The organism is Candidatus Mycoplasma haematobovis (assembly GCF_001645765.1).
Lineage (GTDB): Bacteria > Bacillota_I > Bacilli_A > Mycoplasmatales > Mycoplasmoidaceae > Eperythrozoon_B > Eperythrozoon_B haematobovis.
This window is the reverse complement of record NZ_LWUJ01000014.1, coordinates 21,960-42,853: the sequence shown is the minus strand read 5'-3', so window position 1 is coordinate 42,853 and position 20,894 is coordinate 21,960. Positions and strand designations below refer to the sequence as shown.

General features: G+C 32.8%; 28 protein-coding genes. 13 read left to right on the top strand and 15 right to left on the bottom strand.

Annotation, left to right across the window (positions count from 1 at the left end; translation table 4 throughout):
- Positions 1 to 176: 176 nt before the first annotated feature.
- From A6V39_RS05580 to A6V39_RS05550, 7 genes are all read right to left on the bottom strand, one after another.
- A complete protein-coding gene (locus A6V39_RS05580) occupies positions 177 to 761 on the bottom strand; it encodes a hypothetical protein (protein WP_187150691.1) in 585 nt (194 codons plus the stop codon).
- A gap of 5 nt (positions 762 to 766) precedes the next feature.
- Positions 767 to 1,438, bottom strand: a complete 672-nt coding sequence (locus tag A6V39_RS05575) for a hypothetical protein (RefSeq protein ID WP_187150690.1) — start codon at positions 1,436 to 1,438, stop codon at positions 767 to 769.
- A gap of 28 nt (positions 1,439 to 1,466) precedes the next feature.
- Positions 1,467 to 2,075 carry a hypothetical protein gene (locus A6V39_RS05570; protein ID WP_187150689.1) on the bottom strand — a complete coding sequence of 203 codons (609 nt, stop codon included), beginning with the start codon at positions 2,073 to 2,075 and terminating at the stop codon, positions 1,467 to 1,469.
- Positions 2,076 to 2,519 carry a hypothetical protein gene (locus A6V39_RS05565; protein ID WP_187150688.1) on the bottom strand — a complete coding sequence of 148 codons (444 nt, stop codon included), beginning with the start codon at positions 2,517 to 2,519 and terminating at the stop codon, positions 2,076 to 2,078.
- 4 nt (positions 2,520 to 2,523) lie between these two features.
- Positions 2,524 to 3,543, bottom strand: a complete 1,020-nt coding sequence (locus A6V39_RS05560; protein ID WP_187150687.1) for a hypothetical protein — start codon at positions 3,541 to 3,543, stop codon at positions 2,524 to 2,526.
- 416 nt (positions 3,544 to 3,959) lie between these two features.
- Positions 3,960 to 5,054 carry a putative sodium/potassium/calcium exchanger gene (locus A6V39_RS05555; RefSeq protein WP_187150686.1) on the bottom strand — a complete coding sequence of 365 codons (1,095 nt, stop codon included), beginning with the start codon at positions 5,052 to 5,054 and terminating at the stop codon, positions 3,960 to 3,962.
- Between the two features lie 67 nt (positions 5,055 to 5,121).
- Complete coding sequence (locus A6V39_RS05550; RefSeq protein WP_187150685.1) at positions 5,122 to 5,811, bottom strand: hypothetical protein; 690 nt, start codon at positions 5,809 to 5,811, stop codon at positions 5,122 to 5,124.
- Between the two features lie 133 nt (positions 5,812 to 5,944).
- On the opposite strand from A6V39_RS05550, the gene A6V39_RS05545 reads away from it, so the two are divergent.
- Both A6V39_RS05545 and A6V39_RS05540 read left to right on the top strand, forming a co-directional pair.
- Positions 5,945 to 6,544, top strand: a complete 600-nt coding sequence (locus tag A6V39_RS05545; RefSeq protein WP_187150684.1) for a hypothetical protein — start codon at positions 5,945 to 5,947, stop codon at positions 6,542 to 6,544.
- Positions 6,544 to 7,179, top strand: a complete 636-nt coding sequence (locus A6V39_RS05540; protein WP_187150683.1) for a hypothetical protein — start codon at positions 6,544 to 6,546, stop codon at positions 7,177 to 7,179. Before A6V39_RS05545 ends, A6V39_RS05540 begins: the two co-directional genes overlap by 1 nt.
- Before the next feature lie 4 nt (positions 7,180 to 7,183).
- On the opposite strand, the gene A6V39_RS05535 is transcribed toward A6V39_RS05540, so the two are convergent.
- Positions 7,184 to 7,798 (bottom strand): hypothetical protein, encoded by a 615-nt coding sequence (locus A6V39_RS05535; protein WP_187150682.1) that lies wholly within the window; start codon positions 7,796 to 7,798, stop codon positions 7,184 to 7,186.
- Positions 7,799 to 7,811: 13 nt separating this feature from the next.
- A complete protein-coding gene (locus A6V39_RS05530; RefSeq protein WP_187150681.1) occupies positions 7,812 to 8,864 on the bottom strand; it encodes a hypothetical protein in 1,053 nt (350 codons plus the stop codon).
- Between the two features lie 88 nt (positions 8,865 to 8,952).
- Here A6V39_RS05530 and A6V39_RS05525 point away from each other — a divergent pair, with 88 nt between their 5' ends.
- From A6V39_RS05525 to A6V39_RS05485, 9 genes are all read left to right on the top strand, one after another.
- On the top strand, positions 8,953 to 9,585 hold the full coding sequence (locus tag A6V39_RS05525) for a hypothetical protein (protein WP_187150680.1): 633 nt from the start codon (positions 8,953 to 8,955) through the stop codon (positions 9,583 to 9,585).
- A gap of 654 nt (positions 9,586 to 10,239) precedes the next feature.
- The gene (locus A6V39_RS05520; RefSeq protein WP_187150679.1) at positions 10,240 to 10,881 is read left to right on the top strand and encodes a hypothetical protein; all 642 of its coding nucleotides are present in this window, start codon (positions 10,240 to 10,242) and stop codon (positions 10,879 to 10,881) included.
- On the top strand, positions 10,881 to 11,486 hold the full coding sequence (locus A6V39_RS05515) for a hypothetical protein (RefSeq protein ID WP_187150678.1): 606 nt from the start codon (positions 10,881 to 10,883) through the stop codon (positions 11,484 to 11,486). Before A6V39_RS05520 ends, A6V39_RS05515 begins: the two co-directional genes overlap by 1 nt.
- Positions 11,486 to 12,118 (top strand): hypothetical protein, encoded by a 633-nt coding sequence (locus A6V39_RS05510; RefSeq protein ID WP_187150677.1) that lies wholly within the window; start codon positions 11,486 to 11,488, stop codon positions 12,116 to 12,118. The genes A6V39_RS05515 and A6V39_RS05510 overlap by 1 nt, the downstream gene beginning before the upstream one ends.
- A complete protein-coding gene (locus A6V39_RS05505) occupies positions 12,118 to 12,720 on the top strand; it encodes a hypothetical protein (RefSeq protein ID WP_187150676.1) in 603 nt (200 codons plus the stop codon). Before A6V39_RS05510 ends, A6V39_RS05505 begins: the two co-directional genes overlap by 1 nt.
- Complete coding sequence (locus A6V39_RS05500; RefSeq protein ID WP_187150675.1) at positions 12,720 to 13,349, top strand: hypothetical protein; 630 nt, start codon at positions 12,720 to 12,722, stop codon at positions 13,347 to 13,349. Before A6V39_RS05505 ends, A6V39_RS05500 begins: the two co-directional genes overlap by 1 nt.
- Positions 13,349 to 13,999 carry a hypothetical protein gene (locus tag A6V39_RS05495; protein ID WP_187150674.1) on the top strand — a complete coding sequence of 217 codons (651 nt, stop codon included), beginning with the start codon at positions 13,349 to 13,351 and terminating at the stop codon, positions 13,997 to 13,999. Before A6V39_RS05500 ends, A6V39_RS05495 begins: the two co-directional genes overlap by 1 nt.
- Positions 13,992 to 14,585: a hypothetical protein gene (locus tag A6V39_RS05490; protein ID WP_187150673.1), complete on the top strand. Its 594-nt coding sequence runs from the start codon at positions 13,992 to 13,994 to the stop codon at positions 14,583 to 14,585. The genes A6V39_RS05495 and A6V39_RS05490 overlap by 8 nt, the downstream gene beginning before the upstream one ends.
- Positions 14,585 to 15,199 (top strand): hypothetical protein, encoded by a 615-nt coding sequence (locus A6V39_RS05485; protein ID WP_187150672.1) that lies wholly within the window; start codon positions 14,585 to 14,587, stop codon positions 15,197 to 15,199. Before A6V39_RS05490 ends, A6V39_RS05485 begins: the two co-directional genes overlap by 1 nt.
- Here the strand turns inward: A6V39_RS05485 and A6V39_RS05480 are convergent, their stop codons facing one another.
- The 5 genes from A6V39_RS05480 to A6V39_RS05460 all read right to left on the bottom strand — a co-directional run bounded on the left by A6V39_RS05480 (position 15,200) and on the right by A6V39_RS05460 (position 19,037).
- Positions 15,200 to 15,775 (bottom strand): hypothetical protein, encoded by a 576-nt coding sequence (locus tag A6V39_RS05480; protein WP_187150671.1) that lies wholly within the window; start codon positions 15,773 to 15,775, stop codon positions 15,200 to 15,202.
- A gap of 1 nt (position 15,776) precedes the next feature.
- Complete coding sequence (locus A6V39_RS05475) at positions 15,777 to 16,445, bottom strand: hypothetical protein (protein ID WP_187150670.1); 669 nt, start codon at positions 16,443 to 16,445, stop codon at positions 15,777 to 15,779.
- A 3-nt stretch (positions 16,446 to 16,448) separates the two neighbouring features.
- Positions 16,449 to 16,922, bottom strand: a complete 474-nt coding sequence (locus A6V39_RS05470) for a hypothetical protein (protein WP_187150669.1) — start codon at positions 16,920 to 16,922, stop codon at positions 16,449 to 16,451.
- Complete coding sequence (locus tag A6V39_RS05465) at positions 16,922 to 17,929, bottom strand: hypothetical protein (protein WP_187150668.1); 1,008 nt, start codon at positions 17,927 to 17,929, stop codon at positions 16,922 to 16,924. Before A6V39_RS05465 ends, A6V39_RS05470 begins: the two co-directional genes overlap by 1 nt.
- Before the next feature lie 76 nt (positions 17,930 to 18,005).
- Positions 18,006 to 19,037, bottom strand: coding sequence for a hypothetical protein (locus tag A6V39_RS05460; protein WP_187150667.1), 1,032 nt, complete (start codon positions 19,035 to 19,037; stop codon positions 18,006 to 18,008).
- Positions 19,038 to 19,092: 55 nt separating this feature from the next.
- Here A6V39_RS05460 and A6V39_RS05455 point away from each other — a divergent pair, with 55 nt between their 5' ends.
- Both A6V39_RS05455 and A6V39_RS05450 read left to right on the top strand, forming a co-directional pair.
- Positions 19,093 to 19,689, top strand: a complete 597-nt coding sequence (locus A6V39_RS05455; protein ID WP_187150666.1) for a hypothetical protein — start codon at positions 19,093 to 19,095, stop codon at positions 19,687 to 19,689.
- Positions 19,689 to 20,300 (top strand): hypothetical protein, encoded by a 612-nt coding sequence (locus A6V39_RS05450; protein WP_187150665.1) that lies wholly within the window; start codon positions 19,689 to 19,691, stop codon positions 20,298 to 20,300. Before A6V39_RS05455 ends, A6V39_RS05450 begins: the two co-directional genes overlap by 1 nt.
- Here the strand turns inward: A6V39_RS05450 and A6V39_RS05445 are convergent, their stop codons facing one another.
- Positions 20,301 to 20,891: a hypothetical protein gene (locus A6V39_RS05445; RefSeq protein ID WP_187150664.1), complete on the bottom strand. Its 591-nt coding sequence runs from the start codon at positions 20,889 to 20,891 to the stop codon at positions 20,301 to 20,303. It lies immediately after the preceding gene.
- Between the last annotated feature and the right edge of the window lie 3 nt (positions 20,892 to 20,894).

Sequence of the window (20,894 nt, the reverse complement as noted above, 5' to 3'; positions counted from 1 at the left end):
TTCTGCAGAAACTTTAATTAACTCTGTCGCAGTTGGGGCACCCTCTGTCAATAACTTAATAGTTATTGCTACAGAGGCGCCAACAACTATTACTGGAAATAATGATTTCAGCTTGCTTAAGCTTGCTAGTAACTTCATTAATTCTAAACCTTAATGTATTAATAACTTCTAAAGAATTATGCTTTTTTGTAACATCATTTAATTACTCTTTGTAAATCCTGATCTGATTCATATTTGTAAACTTCTTCTTTCTTAGTATCACATCATTTATTTAAATCTGATTCTTGAAGTGGTGCTTTTGCTGGAATAACAAACTTATTATCTGTATTTGTGTCAGCACTGTAATCTCTAAACATATTTGCTTTTTCTTGTGCATCTAAATCAGCAAATCCTCCTCTCTTTTTTAAAACTTCTTGAATTTTCTTAGTAACTGTACATCAACGTGAAAATCGTTTGTAATTAGCATCATTTTCGCCCAAAAAATTCTTTGTCTTATATTTATTACATCAATCCTCTAATTTGTTTACAAATCCATCAATTTTGCCTGCGCCATTTTTAGGAATAGAGGTTATTAGATCTTCACTTGCTTTTTGATATGCATCTTCCTTATCTCCCCAGTTTCCTTTAAGCACCTCAAGTCCTAATTGACTTAACTTACTTTCTAATGATGGAGGAGTAAATGCAATAACAGTAAAGTAACCTCCTACAGTTAAACCACCTAACAAAAAGATACCAGCAATATGATGAGGTAATATAGTCATACTACTTAGGATTTATCAGTGTCAAGAGCTGGAGGATCTAATGGAGGTAATTGTGGAGGAGTTTCTGGTGCAGATTCTGGATTATTAGTAGCTGTTAAATCTTCTTCAGTTCAATAACAATATGTTCTCATTCTATGTTCCGCCTCATCACCTGGATATTTGTATCTTCCGTCTTTATTAGATTCACATCAAGCTCTAATTTCGCTTTCATTTAAAGGGGTTATTTTTCCTCCTTTAGGAGCTTGTTTCATAAATGTCTGATTTGATTCATTGTATTTCTTAGCCTTCTTATCTCAATGATTATCGTCTCATTTAAAACCTAATCTCTTTAATTCCTTATCTAAACTAACTTCCGTTACACATCAAACAGCATAAGAACGATAAGTCTTATCTGTCGCATCTAAAAAATAAGTACTTCCTTTACTTTCGCATCATTTCTTTATTTTTTCATTAAATTTTTTAGAATTCTTTGGTATTTCGTCAATTATGTCTTGATTATCCTGTAAATTGTATTTTGCTTCAAGAACTGTTCAATCAGTAATTAATTGTCTGCCAGTTGCCAAATGCATCTTTGATAAGGTGCCTGTGCCGCCGCCAGTCAAAGCATAATATCCACCCCCCAGTCCCCCAGTGATTACTGTTATTGAAATTAGCTTTTGCACAAATTCAGGAGACATATTACTCACAAAAACAAGTTAGTAATCTTTAAGCAGTTTCAAAACATCAATTCGTTACATTTTCTTCTGTTTTATATGTCTTATCTATTTCATATATTTTTTGATCCAAAGCAGAAGTGCATCATCCATCTAATACTGTTCCTCCATTACTTGAATCTTTAGTCAAGGTTGGTTTTGTTGAAATGGCATTCAAGGCCGCCAAAAGCTTATTCTCTGTTTCGGAAGTGCCAACTAACTTAGTAAAATGAGTTTGCCATACTTTTGGTTTATTCAATGTTTCCTTTATTCTGTCTTTAAGAATCTTTACTTTTGGAATAATGCACCATGTTTTTGCGTTCTTTAATAACTTTCCATTTGAAGTTCATTGTTTAAGAGTCTCTTTACATCATTTTTCAATATCTGTAATTTTCGTATTAAAGTCTAAAGTCTCCTTCGAAGATAATGCTTTCTTTAATTCTTCATCATCTTTGTACGTAAACAACACAAATTTGTAATCTTTATTATCACTTATCAGAGTCAATCCCTCTGATACTAATTGTTGTTCAATAGTAGTTCTGGTAAAGAAATAAGTAGCAGTTCCAGATAATGCTGCTAAACCTCCTATAGCTACACTAACTTTAAAGCCTACTGGTGACATTTAATTTTGTGGATTTAATATTTTTCCCAACAAACCACCGATGCCGTGCGGAATAAGTCTCCTTTTAGCAGTAGTTTTTTGTTGTTCTTTCTTCTCTTGTTTTTGTTCAGATTGATCCTTTGATTCATCTTTTTTATCTTCACTTGAAGATTCTTTGTCTTCATCACTTTTTTCGTCCTCTTTTTCATCTTCAGGCTCTGATTGTTCTTCTTGCGGCGGAGTTTCTTCAGGTACAGGAGGCTTTTCTGGTTCGGGCTCTGTAGGAACCTCTAATTTATCTTCATAACTAGTCTCTAAGATATCTTCTGTTGCAGATACTTGAAATATATTTGAAGTTGTAGGACTAGATTCGGTAAGTAATTTGATAGTTATTGCTACAGAAGTACCAACAACAAATACTGGAAATAGCGCTTTTAGTTTACTTAAATATAGTTTCAAAGACATCTATTTATGCATCCAAAGAGGCCAATATATTCTCTAATTGTTCGCTAGATGCTTGCAGTTTTTCTCCTAATTCCTGTAGCTCTCTTAGCCCCTCTTCGTTAAGACTATCAACTCCACCTGAATTTGAACTAGGATCTATTCCACCTTTTCTTCCTACATTTTCATTTAGAGATAAATCGGATGAAGCAGCAGAATTTGATTCTGGGATTCCATCAGACTTATTGCTTTCTCTAATTTCTTCAGCTTGAGAAGAGGTGGGGCTATGAGGATTTGACTCTAATAATTGAACTTGTCCTTCTGATTCTTTAAGTTCCGATGAAGAATCGTCATCTCTTCCTTGTTGACCATCTTCAGAACTTAAATTATCGTCTTGATTCTCTTTGCCAACCTTTTGCCCAGATTGATCAACACTGTCATCACTATTTAGCTCGCCAGTATTTTTAAGTTTTGGATCAGACTCCTTTGTTTCTTCACTTTTTTCATTTACTAAAGATCCATCTTTAGTTAATAGAGATTGTGGTTCATCTTGTAAAGGTGTTGCATCCCTTTTAGGAATACTTTCATCATCACTATCGTGTGCCTGTTCTTGACTTAAAGCTCCCTCACCTTCTTGGTTAGGATTATCTAAATTTGGTTTAGATGTCTTTGAAGTTTGATTATGTTCTGTTTTTGAATCACTATTTTCTCTTGGAACTGATTCTCCTACTTCGTCAGGGACAAAACCACCTTTTTCTAAACCCTTATTAAGATCTTGTTTATTATTAATATGTTTCTTTAATTTTTCTGCATTTTCTTTATCTAAAGATACATCTCCTTGTCCTTTCCCGTCCTCTGAATAGAAAATAATCCTTTCTTCAAACTCCTTTACAGGATTTTCAAAATCAATTAATAAGATGTCGCTATTTTGTTTTTGGTTATTATCATTCTTTTTTCTGAAAGATACTAAAGAAGCAGTAATCAGTGTTGCTGATGTTACACTGGCAACTGGCAACAAAACCTTTAATAACTTAGCAAAAGTTAACACGAATTAAACAAGGCTTTTTAATTTATTCAAAAAGAATTACTATTGTTTCTTACCTTTACCAAATATTGCAAATAACATTTTTCCAAGATAATTCTCTTTAAATTTCATTGGTTTATTTTCTGGTTTTTTGTATCTTTTTCCTCTTCCTTAGATAGTTCATCTTCCTATTCTTTTGGTGTATCTAGTTTAAATTCTTCATCCGCTTGGTCTGGAGGGAGAGAAGGAACTTTTTTAGATTGTGATTCTACTTCTGGTTCAGGAATCTGTAACTCACCTTAATAATTAGTCTCGAGAATAACCTCTTTTGCCTCAAAAATAATTAATTCTGTAATTTGTTGGAGCGCCCTCTACAGAATCACCAACAACCATTACTGGAAATAAAGATTTCAACTTGCTAAAAAAGACATAAATAAACCTTAAAGAGATAGTATTTTCAAACTATTCGTTAAATCTTCTATCTCCTTTTTTAGATTCTCTAATTCTTGTATTTCTTCTAAAGATAATTGTTTCTTTCCTTCGGAAGAAGTGCCTTCATGAGTACTTTTTTCATCACCTTTAACTGAGCCGTCAACTCCTTGACTTTCCGATAATTGTTTAGCCCCTAGATTTAATGATGCTGAATCTTGTGTTTGTGAATCATTAGGAATAGCAATATCTCTGCCTTCTTTTTGTTCTTGAACTTCTCCAGATTTTGGTCCCAATTCTTCAGGTACTGTTTTTGAACCTTCTTCCTTGCCTGAATCCTTTTCTAGAATTGCATCTTTTGGCTCTTGTAATGATGGTTGTTGTAGTCCTCCGTCATCAATTTTGTCTTTATCAACTTCTTTCGTTGTTTCTTCATCTTTATCCTGCTCCTCTTGTGTTAGCTGAGAATCGCCTTGCATATTAGTTAGTTCTTTCGATTCAAGATCTTTCTTCTCTTTTTGTTCAAATGCGTCGCCACTTTCTTCTTTCTTATCTAATCCAAGATCTAAGTCTTGTCTACTAATACCTAGGTCATCTTGAGCACCCTGTTCAGACTGTATTCCTAATTCATTGACATCCTTATGCTCAGATTGAGGGGCCTGTGGAGAAAGTAATTGATTTGGAAGACCAGTATCTCCATTGTTTGTTTCCTGATCAACCGCAGAAGGTTTATTTAACGTTAAATCTTTATTACTTTTTTCTTGGTCAGATAAAGAAGGTGCATTAGCTAATGCATCCTTGTTTTCTGATAAGAATTTCTTAAGCTCTTCAATATTTGGAACTTTACCTTCCAGTTCTACTAAATCCTCGTTATTTTGAAACTTCTTAAGAATCTCTTCTATTAAAGAATCATCTTCTAAAGTTACTGAATCATTCTTTCCATTTTTTGAATAAAGCATCTTCTTCTCTTTGAAGTCTTTTGCTTTCAGTTCAAGATCATCCAATACTCTATCTTCATTGTCTTTATTCTTATCTAAGTCTATTTTCTTAAAGGATACTAAAGAAACAGTAGCTACAGTTGCCGTTGCTACTGTGGCAACAGGCAATACAATTTTTAAAAATTTAATTAAAGATATCACTACTTAATTACTAATTTAATCTGTTTAATAATTATTAACCAACATCTTCAGAAGTAATTATTCCAAAAAATTCTGAAAAAGCTGGAGCAAAATAAATTGTTTCGCCTCCTACGGAACCGCCATTTACTTCTCTTCTTTCAGAATCAGGACTAGGACTTCCTGAAATTACGCTACCTAAACTGCTATCAGAATTCTCTTGTCCGTCAGATGTTTGTGAATCTCCCATAGCATGATCATTTTGATCGCTTCCTTGCGGATCGCCATTCACTTGATTAGGTATTTGTTGGCCTTGTTCGTCAGATCCTACTTGTACACCACTCAATTTATTTAACTCTAAAGCAGGAGAACCACCATCTAGACCTTTTGCATCACCAAGACTATCGCCCTTAGAATCAGGATCTCCTGATCCGCCTTCTCCAGTACCTTGCCCTTTACCATCTGAGGATCCATCTTTTAAACCCTCTCCTAGTTTTCCACCTTTATCCTTACCATCACCTGTTTCGCCCTTGCCTTTTTGACCTTCTTTGCCAGCTTCATCGCCCTCTTTATCTCCTTTTTGTTTTGATGTCTTCTCTATACTACTATCTTCTTTCTTTTCTTCTCCAGAACTGGAAAGTAATGAAGTAATGGGATCGACTTTTTCAGAAAAAATAAGCATTCCTGTAGTTATTGCAGGAACAGCAATAGATAATTGAGGCAAGAAAGATCTAATTCCCTTGGCCATACCTTACAAAATCTCCCTCTTTTTCATATTTGTAACAAAAACAAAGCTTATTGCTTTGGTAAAAATGATTACTACTATATTATTTTTTTACTAATTACTTAGAAAGCACTATAGTTTTTAAGAAACTAACAAAATGTCTAAATTTATTCCAATAGTAGCGGGAATAACTGGTACATTAACTGTTAGTGCAGTTGGTGGTTATTTATTATCAACACAAAACACAACAATCGTAAGGAACAAATTTAAAGATGCAATTATTGATCTTGATAGAGAGAACGATTTAATTACAAAAAAATTGACAAAGTTAAAGGATGCGAGTACCAGACCAACCAATTTAAAACTTAAATCAGCACAAACTAAAGAAAAGGTAAGTTCTAATAGTGGATTAAATGAATTTAAAGAAGGATGTAAAGAAATATACGATAGCGTTTTTGAAAAGAAAGAATCTGAATTATTTAAAGATTTCCAAAACTATTGTGCAAAAACAAATAAAGATAAGATAGGTGAAGGGGAATGGGCAACGACTGGTGCCCAATGAAATAATAGATTCGCTAAATTAAATCAAGACAATACTAAACCAATCTCCCCTTCTTTAATAGCTGTTTCAAAAAAAGAAAGCAATAATGGAGACAGTTTGAAAAGATGGTGTGATGAAAAAGCAGATGCAGTATTTGAAGGTGATGAAAATAAAGAATTTAAAGATGTTAAAAGTTTTTGTGGAAAAACAGATTAATGAGCACTTTAGTTAAAGCTGGTTTAGGAATAGGAACTATTGCTGGAGTTAGTGGTCTAGGATACGGAATTTATAGTAGTGCTAATTCTAAACCAGAAGTATCTTCAGAAAAAATAGAAGCTATTTCTTATGCAACGGCATTAAACGGCACTTTATTAAGCACTAACGAGAACGAAAATCAAACAGAATGAACGGCAAGGCTGGGTACATTAACCTCTGCCGAACCAAATACATTAGTAGATAGTCTTAAACAAGTAAAAGCTAAGCAGGATCCTTCTGTTACTTGAAAAGACTTACAAAAGTGATGTAAAGATATTATTGGAAATACAAAACAAGAAGGAAATGAATTTCAAAATATACAACGTTACTGTACTTTTTCAATTAAAGAAAAACTAAAGAACATAATTACTGAAGAAAACAATAATAGTGACAATGAATGGGCTGTAGGTCATACAGCATTAAAGAATGTTCCAAACGAAGAGCTAGATTCAGAATTACAAACAGCTAAATCTCAAACAGACGCAACGGCTAATACAAGTATTAAGACTTGATGTAATAAAGCTTTTGCAAATCCTTACAAAGGAGAAAAAGACCAAGAATTTAAGAATGCGTCAAAAATTTGCGTTAAATCTTAATTAATTAACCCTTCAAGCATCAAGTTCTTGCATTTGCTTCTGATTTATGTGTTGTAACATCATAAGTGTTCAACTTCATGACTGCCTCACATCAAGCCTTTAATTTTTCACCTCCCTGGCTAGCATTTTGTGTAAAGTCAAAACCCTTAAATTCATCCTTTAACGCATTCATAAAATCATTACTGCCCCCATTTTGTGCGGAAAAACTTGTATATTTACCTTGTCATTCGTTTGGTCCATGTAAATTACTTCCAAGCTTATCTCCTAATGTTCTTATTGTAGGTACAACGCATCACTCTTTGACTTTCTTAAAAATACTTTCATCTTTATCGCTTGAAGCCCATCCCTTAACACTTTCATTGCATCATCGCTTTAAATCGCTTATGTTATCTGTATGATCTATAGTTTGTTTATTAAGTGCCTTCTTTAATTCTTTACTATCTTTGTGTTCAAAAAGATGATATTTGTAGTCATTGATATCGCTTATTAATGTCAATTTCTTTTCTGCTAATTTATCTCCTATAGTAGTGCCTGTATTGAAATATATTGCAGTCCCTACTCCTGAAGCGGTAGCTAATGTACCAACTGCTACGACCCCTTTAACTAAAGCTGTAGCCATATTTAGTTAGCTTTTAAAGATCTTCAGCATATCCATGTGATCTATTCTTATCAATAGTACAATATCTCTTGACTTGATCAAATGCCACATCTTCAACACTCTTAATAACAATTCTTCTTTTCTCGGTACAATTATCTCAAAAATTATCTGGAATTATTTCTGGTTGATCTTTTTTTAAATGTCATGATTCAACTTTCCACTCATCTTCTCCAGGTGCTCTATCTCTGTTCTTAGCAATATAGCTTTGCCATATCTCTTTAGCAATCGGATCAACAGAACCATCTGTTCCTCTTTCTTTAAGCTTACTTAAGCTAATCATTTTCCTTCCTGGATATACTTCCTTAACTAAATCTTCTGCATGAATATCATCAGCACAATAACTAATTGCTTTTTGATAGTTTGGATCTCCTGTACCTTCAACCTCTACTCTAGACAGCTCAGTACATTTCTTAATAAAATCATCCATTACTCCTGTATTATTTTCCAGAGAATTTTCTGGAGTTGGATTCTTAATTCATCCAGAAACTCCTAAAGCATCTGTATTGCTATTCTTATTAGCTTCAAGATATTTCTTCCATAAAGGTTTCCACCCAAAATTCTCATTCTTCTTAGAATCATAATTATTTAAAATTCTCTTACCTGAATCCCTTATTCGATCACGGATACTTATTTTGGAACTACCAGTACATCACTTTAATACTTCTTGATATAGTGGATCTGAATTACCTGATACTCTTACTTGTGAATTTGTTTCACAAGCATCTATGAAAGAAGTAGGCGCAGGAACATCATTTCTAATATTTATTTCTTTCTGCCAATCTCCAATCTCTCACTTATCTACAACATTACTTTCATTACCTTTCCTATAGTCATATCAGGCCTTCTTTCATCTATCACTATAAGCAGCAGAAAGCTTGGTTAATAATTGTCTTTCAGGATTATGTACTTTAAGTAAATCAACAATCCTATCGCCTATTAATCATGGCTTAGCAACATAACCAGCACCTAATAATACACTTGCTCCTGCTAAACCATAAGCAGTCTTAGCTAAATTAGTACTCGCCATCGATTTACTTTTTTATTACTTATTAATAAAAAACCAACCAAAAATAAAGACTTTTGAAATTAATTAATAAAAGTAATAAGCACTTTAAATGTCTAAGTTAATACCAATAGTTGCTGGTGTAACTGGTACAGCGGCTGTAGCGACTGGTGGTAGCTACTGATTATTAACACAAAACACAAAGGAAGAAACAAAAATAGAAATTAATAAAGTATTTGTAAGGAATAAGTTTCAACATGCTTTAATAGATTTAACAGGTGCAGGAGATACTTTATTAAAGGAAAAACTAAAAAAACTTAAAGGCGCTAGCGTAAATCCAAATAACGACAAATTACAAGTAGCAAAAACAAAGGGCGGTGGAGAAACAGATGGATTAGCAGAACTTAAAGATGGTTGCCGAATAATCTATAATAGTGAATTTTCTGATGAAAGCTCAAATGTTTTTGGAGATTTCAAAGATTATTGTTCAAAAAATATTAAAGATCAAATAACTGCTACTAAATGAGCCGTAGGCGATACAGGTTTTCAATGAAAAACTAAACATGATGCATTAAAGCAACCCAAAACAGGAATAACTTTAGTGGCAGAATTATCAACAATAGCCAGTGAAGAAAGTACCGATGGTGGTAAATTAAAGGCATGATGTACAGGCATAGAAAATTCGGTATTTAAAGGACCGGAAGACGATACTTACAAAAATGCAAATGAGTTTTGCACTAAATAATGAATTTAATAGCTAAAGTAGGAGCAGGAACTGGTGCTATAGTAGTGCCAGTGGAGTTGGTTATGGAATTTATCACAGAGTAACGTCTGAAAGTAAAGTTCTTACAACAAAAGAGGATGACTCTTCGCCATCAACACAAAACACAAAGACAATAAGGGATTCATTTAAACTGGCTCTTATTAATTTTGACAGCGAAAGAGATTTAGTTAATTCAAAATTAAAGAAATTAAGAGACTTAAATTCTATTCCGGCTCAATCTAAATTTAAAGCGGCATACGATAAAGAAAAGCAACAAGAAAATAGTGGTTTTGAAGAATTAAAGAAAGAATGTAATGAAATATATGGGGCTGACTTTACTGATAGAACATCAGAAATATTTAGGGATTTTCAGACTTATTGCGCGAGAACAATTAAAGATCAAATAAAAAGTGAAGCATGAGCGGGTGATGATGCAAATTGAAAAGATAGATTTGGAAAATTAAAGACAACTGGAAGAATACCTTTATCACAAGGATTAATAGCCATCGTAGCTATTAATAGCAACGACGGTTTAACGCTTAAAAAGTGATGTACAGATACAGAAGGATTAATTTTTGAAGGTGAAGATAATTTGACCTTCAGAGATGCTAAAGCATCTTGTGGAAAAACAGACTAATGCATATCCTTGCTAAAGCCGGTTTAGGAATTGGAGCGGTTGCAGGAATCAGTGGAGCTAGTTATGGAATTTACAATAGTATGCAATCTATTCTAAAAAGCCCTGAAAAAACAGAAGCCCCTTCTTATGCAAAAGAGTTAAGAGGAACCTTATTAAGCACTAAGAATAACGAAGATCAAGAAAAATGAACTTCTAGACTTACATCTTTAAAAAGCGCTGGAGAAGGCACGCTAATAGAGGGGTTAAGTACAATAAAGGCCAAAAACGATGTAGCGATTTGAACAGAATTAAGAGATTGATGTAGGGATAACATTAATAATTCAAGTAAAGGAGAATCAGATAAAGAGTTCAAAAATATACAAAGTTATTGTACTTTTTCAATTAAAGAAAAAATAGTGCACTCTATTAGTGAAACAGAACAAGATAATAGTGAAAAATGACAAAAAGCACACGAAGCTTTAAAGACAATTAGTGATGAAAGTCAATTGGATGATAAGTTAAAGGAGGCAAAGAATAAAGAAAACGAAGAAGCAAAAAAAGCTATTAAAGATTGATGTACTCAAGCATATAAAAAACCTTACAAAGGAACGGAAGATAAAGAGTTCAAAAATGCTTCAGTAATTTGTTTATCTAAGAATTAATGTCTAAACTTATTCCCATTGTAGCAGGGGTTACTGGAACAGCAATAATAGGGGCCGGCGGCGGTTACTTACTGTCAACACAAAACACAAAGACAATAAAGGATTCATTTAAACCTGCTTTAATAAAGCTAGACAATAGCGAAGAGGAATTATTGAAGATTAAATTAACAAAACTAAAAACAGGAACTATTTTTTCAGGAAACAAGAAACTTAAAGAAGCACAAGATAAAGAAAAAACAACTACTAATAGTGGGTTAGCCGATCTAAAGAAGGCTTGTCAAGAAATATATGACAGTGGCTTTACTAACAAAAACTCTGATACGTTTAAAGATTTTCAAGCTTATTGTGCAAAAACAAATAAAGATAAAGTTGCAAAAGGTAAATGGGCAATAGATGATTCTACAGCGCAGTGAAAGACTAAACATGAAAAGTTAAAGAATCCAAAATCGTCCTTAATAGCTGAACTAAATCAAATTGCAAATACGAAAAGTACAAATGGAGAAGAATTGAAAACTTGATGCAAAAATAATGGTGAATTAGTTTTTGAAGGAGACGAGGATAAAACTTTCAAAAATATAGAGGAGTTTTGTACCAAAGATAGTTAATGAATCCATTAATTAAAGCAGGAATAAGTATTGGTGCTATAGCTGGAGTTAGTGGGGCTGGTTATGGAATTTACAATGTTATGCAACCTGCTCCAAAAGCCCCAGAAAAAATTACTACTTATGCAAGCGTATTAGAGGGAACTTTATTGACTACAACAGATGATTCACATAAAGATAATTGAGTAGCAAGATTAAATTCTTTAAAGAAAGTCAAAATAAATATAGATTTAGTGAATGAGTTAAATTCATTAAAGATTAAAGATGACGCAGATTTATGAAAGGAATTAAGAGAATGATGCAAAAATAACATTAATAATCCAAGTAAAGGAGAATCAGATAAAGAGTTCAAAAATATACAAAGTTATTGTACTTTTTCAATTAAAGAAAAAATAAAGAATGCTATAGATCCAAGTACAGGAGATTCAGATGGAAAATGAGCTACTGCTCATGGCAAATTGAAAAACATAGATAATTTAAAGCTAAATCAAACATTAAGAACTGCTAGGGATAATTCAGATACTGCGGCAGGAAAGAAATCAGTTAAAGATTGATGTGTTGCTACATACTCCAATCCTTACAAAGGCGAAAGTGATCCCGATTTTGATAATGCAAAACAAATTTGTATTAACTAATGTCTAAGTTACTTCCTACTATTGCTGTTGGCGTAGGCGGAACTGCAGTTATTGGTGGAGTCGGAGGATATCTATTATCAACACAAAACACAAAGACAATAAAGGAAACATTTAATGAAGCTATCATTAATTTTGAAACAGAAGACAAATTAGTTAAAGAAAAACTAAAGAAATTAAAGGATGCAACAGATCTTTCAGAAAAATCTATATTCAAAGTAGCACAGGTTGCAGAAAAGAAAACAACAGATAGTGGGCTAGCTGAATTTAAGAAAGCATGTACAAAAATATACGATAGTAACTTTACAAAAAAAGACTCTGAAACATTTAATAACTTTAAAGATTATTGTGCAAGAACTATTAAAGATAAAGTAACTACGGAAAAATGAGCAAGTACTGATGCTAATTGAGAAAATAGATTAACTAAATTAAAGAACAACAATCCTAGACCATTATCAGAAACATTAACCAAGCTACCTAAAAAATCTAATGTAGATAAAGAGGCACTTCAAAGATGATGTACTAATGCAGAAAGCTTAGTTTTTGAGGGCGAAAGTAACTTGGACTTCAAAGATGCACAAGCATATTGCGGAAAAGCAGACTAATGCATATTTTTGCTAAAGCCGGATTAGGAGTTGGAGCGGTTGCAGGAATTGGTGGGGCTGGTTATGGAATTTACAATGTTATGCAACCTGCTCCAAAAGCCCCAGAAAAAATAAATATAGTAAAGATAAGAAATACATTTGGTGAAGCTATCATTAATTTTTCGACCGAAAATACATTAGTTAGTGAAAAATTAAAAAAACTAAAGGAAGACAGTTCAGATCCTAAACACACTAAACTTAAAGAAGCAAAAAGAAAAGAAATTGCGAAGCCTAATGATGGATTAGAGGATTTCAGGAATGCTTGTCAAGAGATATATTACAGTGGCTTTACTAACAAAAGCTCTGATACATTTAAAGATTTTCAATCCTTTTGCGCCAGAACTATTAAGGATAAGATAACAAAAGAAAGTTGAGCAACAGATAGAGCAAACTGAAAAGGTAGATTCGACAAATTAAACAAAAAAGAAATTAATCCTTCCTCACAAGAACTACAGCAAATAGCATCAAAAACAAGTCAAAATGGAAACGAATTAAGGGATTGATGTACTAAGGTAGCAGATCTAGTATTTGAAGGCAGTGAAAATGCAAGTTTTAGAGATGCTCAAGCATCCTGTGGAAAAAACGACTAATGCATATACTAGTTAAATCTGGTTTAGGAATAGGAACTATTGCTGGAGTTAGTGGTCTAGGATACGGAATTTATAGTAATGTGCAATCTAAACCAGAAGTGCATGAAGAAAAAACAGAAACCCCTTCTTATGCAGAAAAATTAAGTGGTACTCTACTAAGTGTTGAAGATGGTCAAAACTCAACAGAATGAGGGAAAAGACTTGAAAAACTTAAAGTAGCCCGAGAAGAAGATTTAGTAGAGAGCCTTAAATTAATTAAAGGTAAGAAATCTCCTTCTGAAGCAACTCAAAAGGATGTGCAAAATTGATGTAAAGATAATATTAAGAATCCAAGTAAAGATGAAAAAAATAAAGAATTTTTAAATATTCAAAGTTATTGTGTTTTCTCAATTAAAGAAAAAATAAGTAATGCCGTTAATGAAAGCGAAGATGAAGGTAGTGAAAAATGGAAAAAAGGGCATGATGTTCTATTAACAATTAATGATGAAAACCAATTAGACGAAAAATTAAAGGAAGCTAAGAAAAAGAAAGACGCAGAAGCAAAAAAAGCTATTAAAGAGTGATGTACTGCAGAATATCAAAAACCCTACAAAGGTGAAAAAGATCAAGGTTTTATTAATGCTAAGAAATTGTGTATAGATAATGTCTAAATTATTACCTGTTGTTGCAATTGGAGCGGGAGGAACAGCAGTTATTAGTGGAGTTGGAGGATATTTATTGTCAACACAAAACACAAAGACAATAAAGGAGTCATTTAAGGATGCTTTAATCGACTTAACTAGTAAAGAAGATACTTTATTAAAGGAAAAGCTTAAGAAACTTAAATCAGGTAAGGTTAATTCAAATAATACTAAGTTAAGTGATGCAAAATCTAAGATTACTGATGGAACAGATGGTGGCTTAGCTGAACTTAAACAAGCTTGTCAAGAAATATATGATAGTGGTTTTACTAATAAAGAATCAAAGATATTCCTAGACTTTCAAGCTTATTGTGCAAGAACAAATAAAGACAAAATAACAAACGGAAGGTGATTTGATACTGGGGCAAATTGAAAAACTAGATATGGAAAACTAAATGGTTCACTAGCTCCTAAATTAGCAGAAATTAAATCAAAAAATAGCTCTACAGGCGATGAATTGAAAGATTGATGTAATGAAGTAGCAGATTTAGTATTTGAAGGAGATACAGATTTAAACTACATTAATGCACAAACATATTGTGGAAAAACAGATTAATGAGTACATTAGCTAAAGTAGGAATAGGTTTAGGAGCTGTAAGTGGAATGGGAGGCGTGGGGTATGGAATATACAGTGTTTTTAGAACCTTAACTTATGCGGAAATACTAAGCGGAACCTTACTAAGTACCAAAGACAATGAGGACAAAGATAAATGAACCAAAAGATTGGAATCATTGAAACAAGCAAATAATGATACTTTAACTACAGAACTTAAAGCAATTAAGGATAAATCTCAACCATCTGCAACTACTTGAGATGAATTAAGAGATTGATGTAAGAAAAACATAAATAATCAAAGCAAAGGAGAGAAAGATAAAGAATTCCAAGGAATACAAAACTACTGTACTTTCTCAATTAAAGAAAAAATAACTAATTCTGTTGATGAAGGCACAGGGGGCAGTGATGATAGTAAATGAGCTGTAGGGCATGGTAAATTACAAAAAATAGATGATAGTGAATTAGATTCTGATTTAGTCGTTGCTAAAGGCAAAAAGAATGGCGCAGGAAATACAGCTGTTAAAGAGTGATGTGTTAAAGCATACAAAAAACCTTACAAAGGAAAAGACGATAAAGACTACAAAAACGCTTCCAGAGTTTGTGTAAGTAGTTAATTATTTAGAATAACACCATTCAATTACTTTCTTAAAATTTGCATCTGCTTCATGTTGATAATTAACTTTTTCCTTTTCTTCACATCATTTAGTTAAATCTGCTTCCACAATACCATTTGGTTTGTTTGCAATAAACTTATCAGTATTAGTAGTTGCATTATAGGCTGTAACTTTAATTGCTTTTTCTTCTAAACTTAATGCTTTCTTTCCTCTTTTTTCCAAAACAGCCTTAATATCTTGAGTAACTAAACATCAAACAGAAAATTTCTGATAAGTTTGATCTGTTTCTCCTAAGAAATTCTTACCTTTTTTCTTTTCACATCAAGTTTGCAGCTTCCCAGCAACATCATTATCTTTGGCTGGATCAGTAATTGTTGAAATAGGATATGAATTAGGTGTTTTCTTGTATTGTTCTGCCTTTCCAACTCAATCACTACTTCCCGCTAATTCAAGACCTAAAGACTTAAGATGCCCTTCTAAAGTTGGAGGTACTAATGCTTGATATGTAAAGTATCCTCCAGTTACTAAACCACCAGTCAATACTACACCTGCAACATGAACTGGAGATACTCCCATATTATTCTTCTTGTAGAGATTGTAAAGGATCTGTAATTTTTGGTTGAGGTGGTTGAGGTGGTTGAGGTTTATTAGCCTCTAATATTTCTTCATCTGTTCAATAACAAAAAGCTCTTACTCTGTATTCCGTTTGATCTCCTTGATATCTATATCTTTGAATACGATTATCTTCACATCATTTACTAATATTCTCAGGTCTTAAATTATCTAAAGGTATTGGTTTATTTTCTGGTAACTGAGTAATAAAGTTTTGTTGAAATTGCTTGTATTTATCTAATTTCTTATCTCATTTACTATCATCTCACTTAAATCCTTTCTTCTCTAATACTGCCTGTATATTTGCTTCTTTAAGACATCAAATAGAATAGGACTTGTAAGTTTGATCTGTCTCTCCTAAAAAATAAGTACTACCTTTACCCAAACATCATTTTTGAATATCACTTGCCAGCTTAGAAGATGTTTGTTTAATTCCTTCAATTAAATCTTTTTGGTCCTTTTCTTTATACTTGCTTGCAACTTCTTCTCAATTCTCAATTAATTCCCTATCTAAAGCAAAATGCATTCCAGATAATGTTCCTGTAGTGCCGCCTGTTAAAGCATAGTATCCACCACCTAGACCTCCAGCAACTATAGTTACTGCAGCTATTTTTTGTATTGTCTCTACAGACATTAATTATTTCTTATTTTTTCCTAAACCTAATAATTTTTGCAGAACACCAATAGCTGGGTTACTACTATCAGATTTGAATTTTCTTGGTGCAGATTTAGGAGGTTCTTTCTGATCCTTTTGTTGTTTGTCTTTCTCTTCTTGTTGTTGTTGTTGAGAATCACTTTGCTCAGAAGAAGGCTCATCTTCATCTTTTTTCTCTGAATCCTCTTGTGGTAATTGTTCTTGATTTTCTTCAGTTTGCGGTTCAGGGGGAGTAGGAGGTGTTTCTTCTGGTTTATCTTCCTTTTCTTCAATAGGTTCCTGTAGATCGTCTTGATATTCAGTTTTCTGTATATCCTCAACTGCTGGAACTGACAATATGTCTGAAGTTAAAGGAGTTGACTCAGTGAGCAACTTAATTGTTATTGCGACAGAAGCACCAACAACAAATACCGGAAATAATGCTTTCAGCTTACTTAAGCTTACTGGTAACTTCATTAATTCTTATCTATTACTAATAATTGAAGTTGTGTGGCAACATCTCCTACTGTATTTAACAAATCTTCTCAATGTTTTACTTCTTCCGGAGATAATGTTTTTTTACCTTCTGTAGACTCTCCGTCAACACTACTTTTTGTAATATCGGAAGCTTTATCGTCTTTAACTTCTCTATTAGGTTCTTGACCGTTTTGATGCAGTTTTTGTTCAGAGTTAGCCGCTTCAGTAGCTTTTGGATCTTTTGACTCTAATTCCTTCGAATCGTCACTATTTCTTTCGATTTGTAAATCTTGTTTTGTATGAATATCCTCTTTTGATTCCCCATTTTGATCCTGTTGAGTATTTTTCGCTTTATCTTGTTCCGCCTCTAAAGGTGTTGTTGATTCTTGTCCTTCTGCAACATTATTTCCTGAATCATCATTTTCAGTTTTTTCTTCTTTTGAATCTTCTTTATCACTTGTAGGTTCAGGTTGTCCATCGTTCTTATTAGCATTTTCTTCACCTAATTTTTTTAAAAGATCTTCCATACCTGAAGCTTCTGTATGTGAAGAGTCAATATTTTCATCTAGTTTTTCATCAATATCAGTTTTCCCTGCTCCTAAATTTTCCTCGGTACTTTGAGCAGTATCAATAGGTTCAGGTGCTGGGCTGTTTTGACTTTCTGAACTTTCAATACCTCTAGATGGTTCAGAATCTTTTTGAGACATACTTTTCACTAAATTACTTTCTTTAACCTCTGATAATAATTTTTCAATTTGGTCTGCATTAGGCAATTCTTTTGCTAAATCTCCTAGATTTTCTCCCTCTTTAAATTTCTCAAGAATTTTGTCCTTTAATGCATCATTCTCTAAAGTTACTGGTTCATTTTGTCCATCCTTAGAATAAAGCATTGTTTTCTCTTCAAATTTCTTTGCTTGGAGTTCAAAATCATTCAATACCTTATCTTCATCATCAGCGTTCTTTTTGGAATCTTCTTTTCTAAAAGATACTAAAGAGACGGTAGCCACAGTTGCCGTTGCTATTGTTGCAACATAATCTTTGAAAGCTTAATTCAGGATAGCATGCATAAATACTTCTAAAGTATTAAACAGTATCTCCTCAATCTCCTATCTTGCTTGCCTCTACAGTGCAATAATCAAAGACTTCTTTAAAGGCCGCATCTTCAATTCCTTTAATAGGTTGTGTTCTTTTTTCATCACACTTATCTCAAAAGTTTTCGGGTACTTCATGTCTCTCTTTTGCTAAATGTCATGACTTTACGCCTCATTGATCTTCTCCGGTTGTTTTTTCTTTATTTTTTGAAACATATCTTTGTCATATTTCCAAAGCTAATGGATTATCTTTTTTGTTCTTAAATTTACTTACATTAACTAGTCTTCTTCCTGGATAAGCTTCTCTAATTATGTCTTCGGCATGAATATCTGCAGAACAATGGGAATTTATTTTTTGATAAGTAGGATCTCCTGTACCTTCAACTTCTGTTTGAGCTAATGATTTACATTTCTCTATAAATTTCTCCATCATTCCACTGTTTTCAGCAGTAACTGTGCTTTCCTTTATTTGCCATCCCTCTACACCTAATGGGTCTGTGCTTTGATTTTTGTAATTATCAAAATACTTCTTAAATAATGGCTTTCAACCATTTTTTTCATTTGTCTTAGAGTCATGTTCATTTAAAGATCTCTTGCCAGAATCTCTTATTAAATCTCTAATACTTACTTTAGAGCTACCAGTACATCACTGTAATACTTCTTGATATAGTGGATGCGATTTACCAGATATTCTTGCTTGTGAATTCCTTTCACAAGCATCTATGAAAGAAGAAGGGGCAGGAACATCATTCTTATTAGTTTTTGCCTTCTCTCAATCTCCAATCTCTCATGCATCTTTATCCCTATCTTTATTAGATTCCCTATAGTCAAATCAAGCCTTCTTTCATCTATCACTATAGCTTGGAGAAGCAATGGTTAATATTTGTCTTTCTGGATTATGTACTTTAAGAAGATCAACTACTCTATCGCCTAATATTCACGGTTTAGCTACATATCCTGCCCCTAGTAATACTCCAGTACCTAATAAACCATAAGTTGTCTTAGCTAAGTTAGTATTTGCCATAATTTATTTCTTATTTTTCTAGATTAATAATAGAAAAAAGTAAAAGAAACTAACAATGTCTAAGTTTTTACCTATTGTAGCTGGTGCAACTGGCACAGCAATTATTGCTGGGGGTGGTGGTTATTTACTATCAACACAAAACACAAAAATAAGAGATACATTTAAAGAAGCTCTTATTAATTTAGATACTGAAACAGATTTAGTTAATGAAAAACTAGAAAAATTAAAGGAAAATAGTTCAGACCCTAAACATCCCAAGCTCAAAGAAGCCAAAACCAAGGAAAGTTCAAAAAAAGGAGACGGATTAAAGGATTTCAAGAGTGCTTGTCAAGAGATATATGACAGTAGCTTTACTAACAAAAACTCTGATACATTTAAAGATTTTCAATCCTTTTGCGCCAGAACTATTAAGGATAGGATAACAAAGACAGGTTGAGCAACTAACAACGCTAAATGAAAAGATAGATTTAATAAATTAAAGGTAGATGCAACTAAACCTTCCTCTGATTCCCTAAAACAAATAGCAACTAAAGATAGTGCTACAGGAGATGAATTAAAGAATTGGTGTGAAACTAAAGCAAACGAAGTATTTGAAGGAGAAAAAAATTTAGAGTTTAAAGATGCTAGTGCTTCTTGCGGAGCAAAAGACTAATGAATCCATTAGCCAAAGGAGGAATAGCTATTGGAACTATCGCAGGAATTAGTGGTATTGGTTATGGAGTATTCCATAACCTTAACTCATCCACTTATGCTGATTTACTTAAAGGCATTTTATTAGGTACTAATGATAAAGAAGACCAAGATAAATGAGAAAAGAGGCTGGCAACTTTAAAAAAAGCAAAAGACAACGAGTTAATAAACGAACTAAAGACAATTAAAGCAAAGAAATCTACACAAAAAGAAGCAACATGAAATGAATTAAGAGATTGATGTAAGAAAAACATAAATAATCAAAGTAAAGGAGAGAAAGATATAGAGTTTCAAAATATTCAAAGTTATTGTACTTTTTCAAATAAAGAAAAGCTAACTAAATCTATTGACGCAAGTGCGGCAAATGATCAATGGAAAAAGGGACATGATAAATTACAATCAATTTCGAAAGATAAATTAGTTCCGGCCTTACACACTATTAAAGAACAAGCAAGTGGAAATAGTGCTAATGAAGCTGTTAAGGGTTGGTGTTCTGGTATTTATGATAGACCTTACAAAGGAGAAAAAGATCTAGAATACAAAAATGCTTCAGAAATTTGCAAAAATTCTTAATTACTTATCGTAACATCAACTTATTACTTTCTTTAAATTCTCATCTCCTTCATACTGGTAGTCTTTATTTTGCTCATCTTCACATCATTTATTTAAATCAGCCGCCTCTATTGTTGCAGGTTTTTTATTAGATTTAGTAATAAATCTTTCTCCTTCTTGGAGTTGCCCATAAGCAGTTACTTTAGCTTGTTTTTTAATATCATCTAAAGCTTTCAGCTTCCTTCCACCTAATACATCTTTAATTTTCTTAGTAACTGTACACCAAAGTGAAAAACGTTTGTAAGTTAGATCTGTTTCTCCAAGATAATTCTTTGATTTCTTCTTTTCACATCACTCTTGCAACTGTCTTGCAAAATCATTATTAACATTAGTGCTAGTGCTCTTAGAAATATTAGGTATTAAATCTGTTTCTTGTGCAAGTTTGTATTTAGCTTCCTTTTCTCCTCAATTACTACTAATTAAATCAACATTCAATTTCTTTAAATATTCCTCTAAGGTTGGGGGCACTAATGCTTGATATGTAAAGTATCCTCCAGTTACTAAACCACCAGTCAATACTACACCTGCAACATGAACTGGAGATACTCCCATATT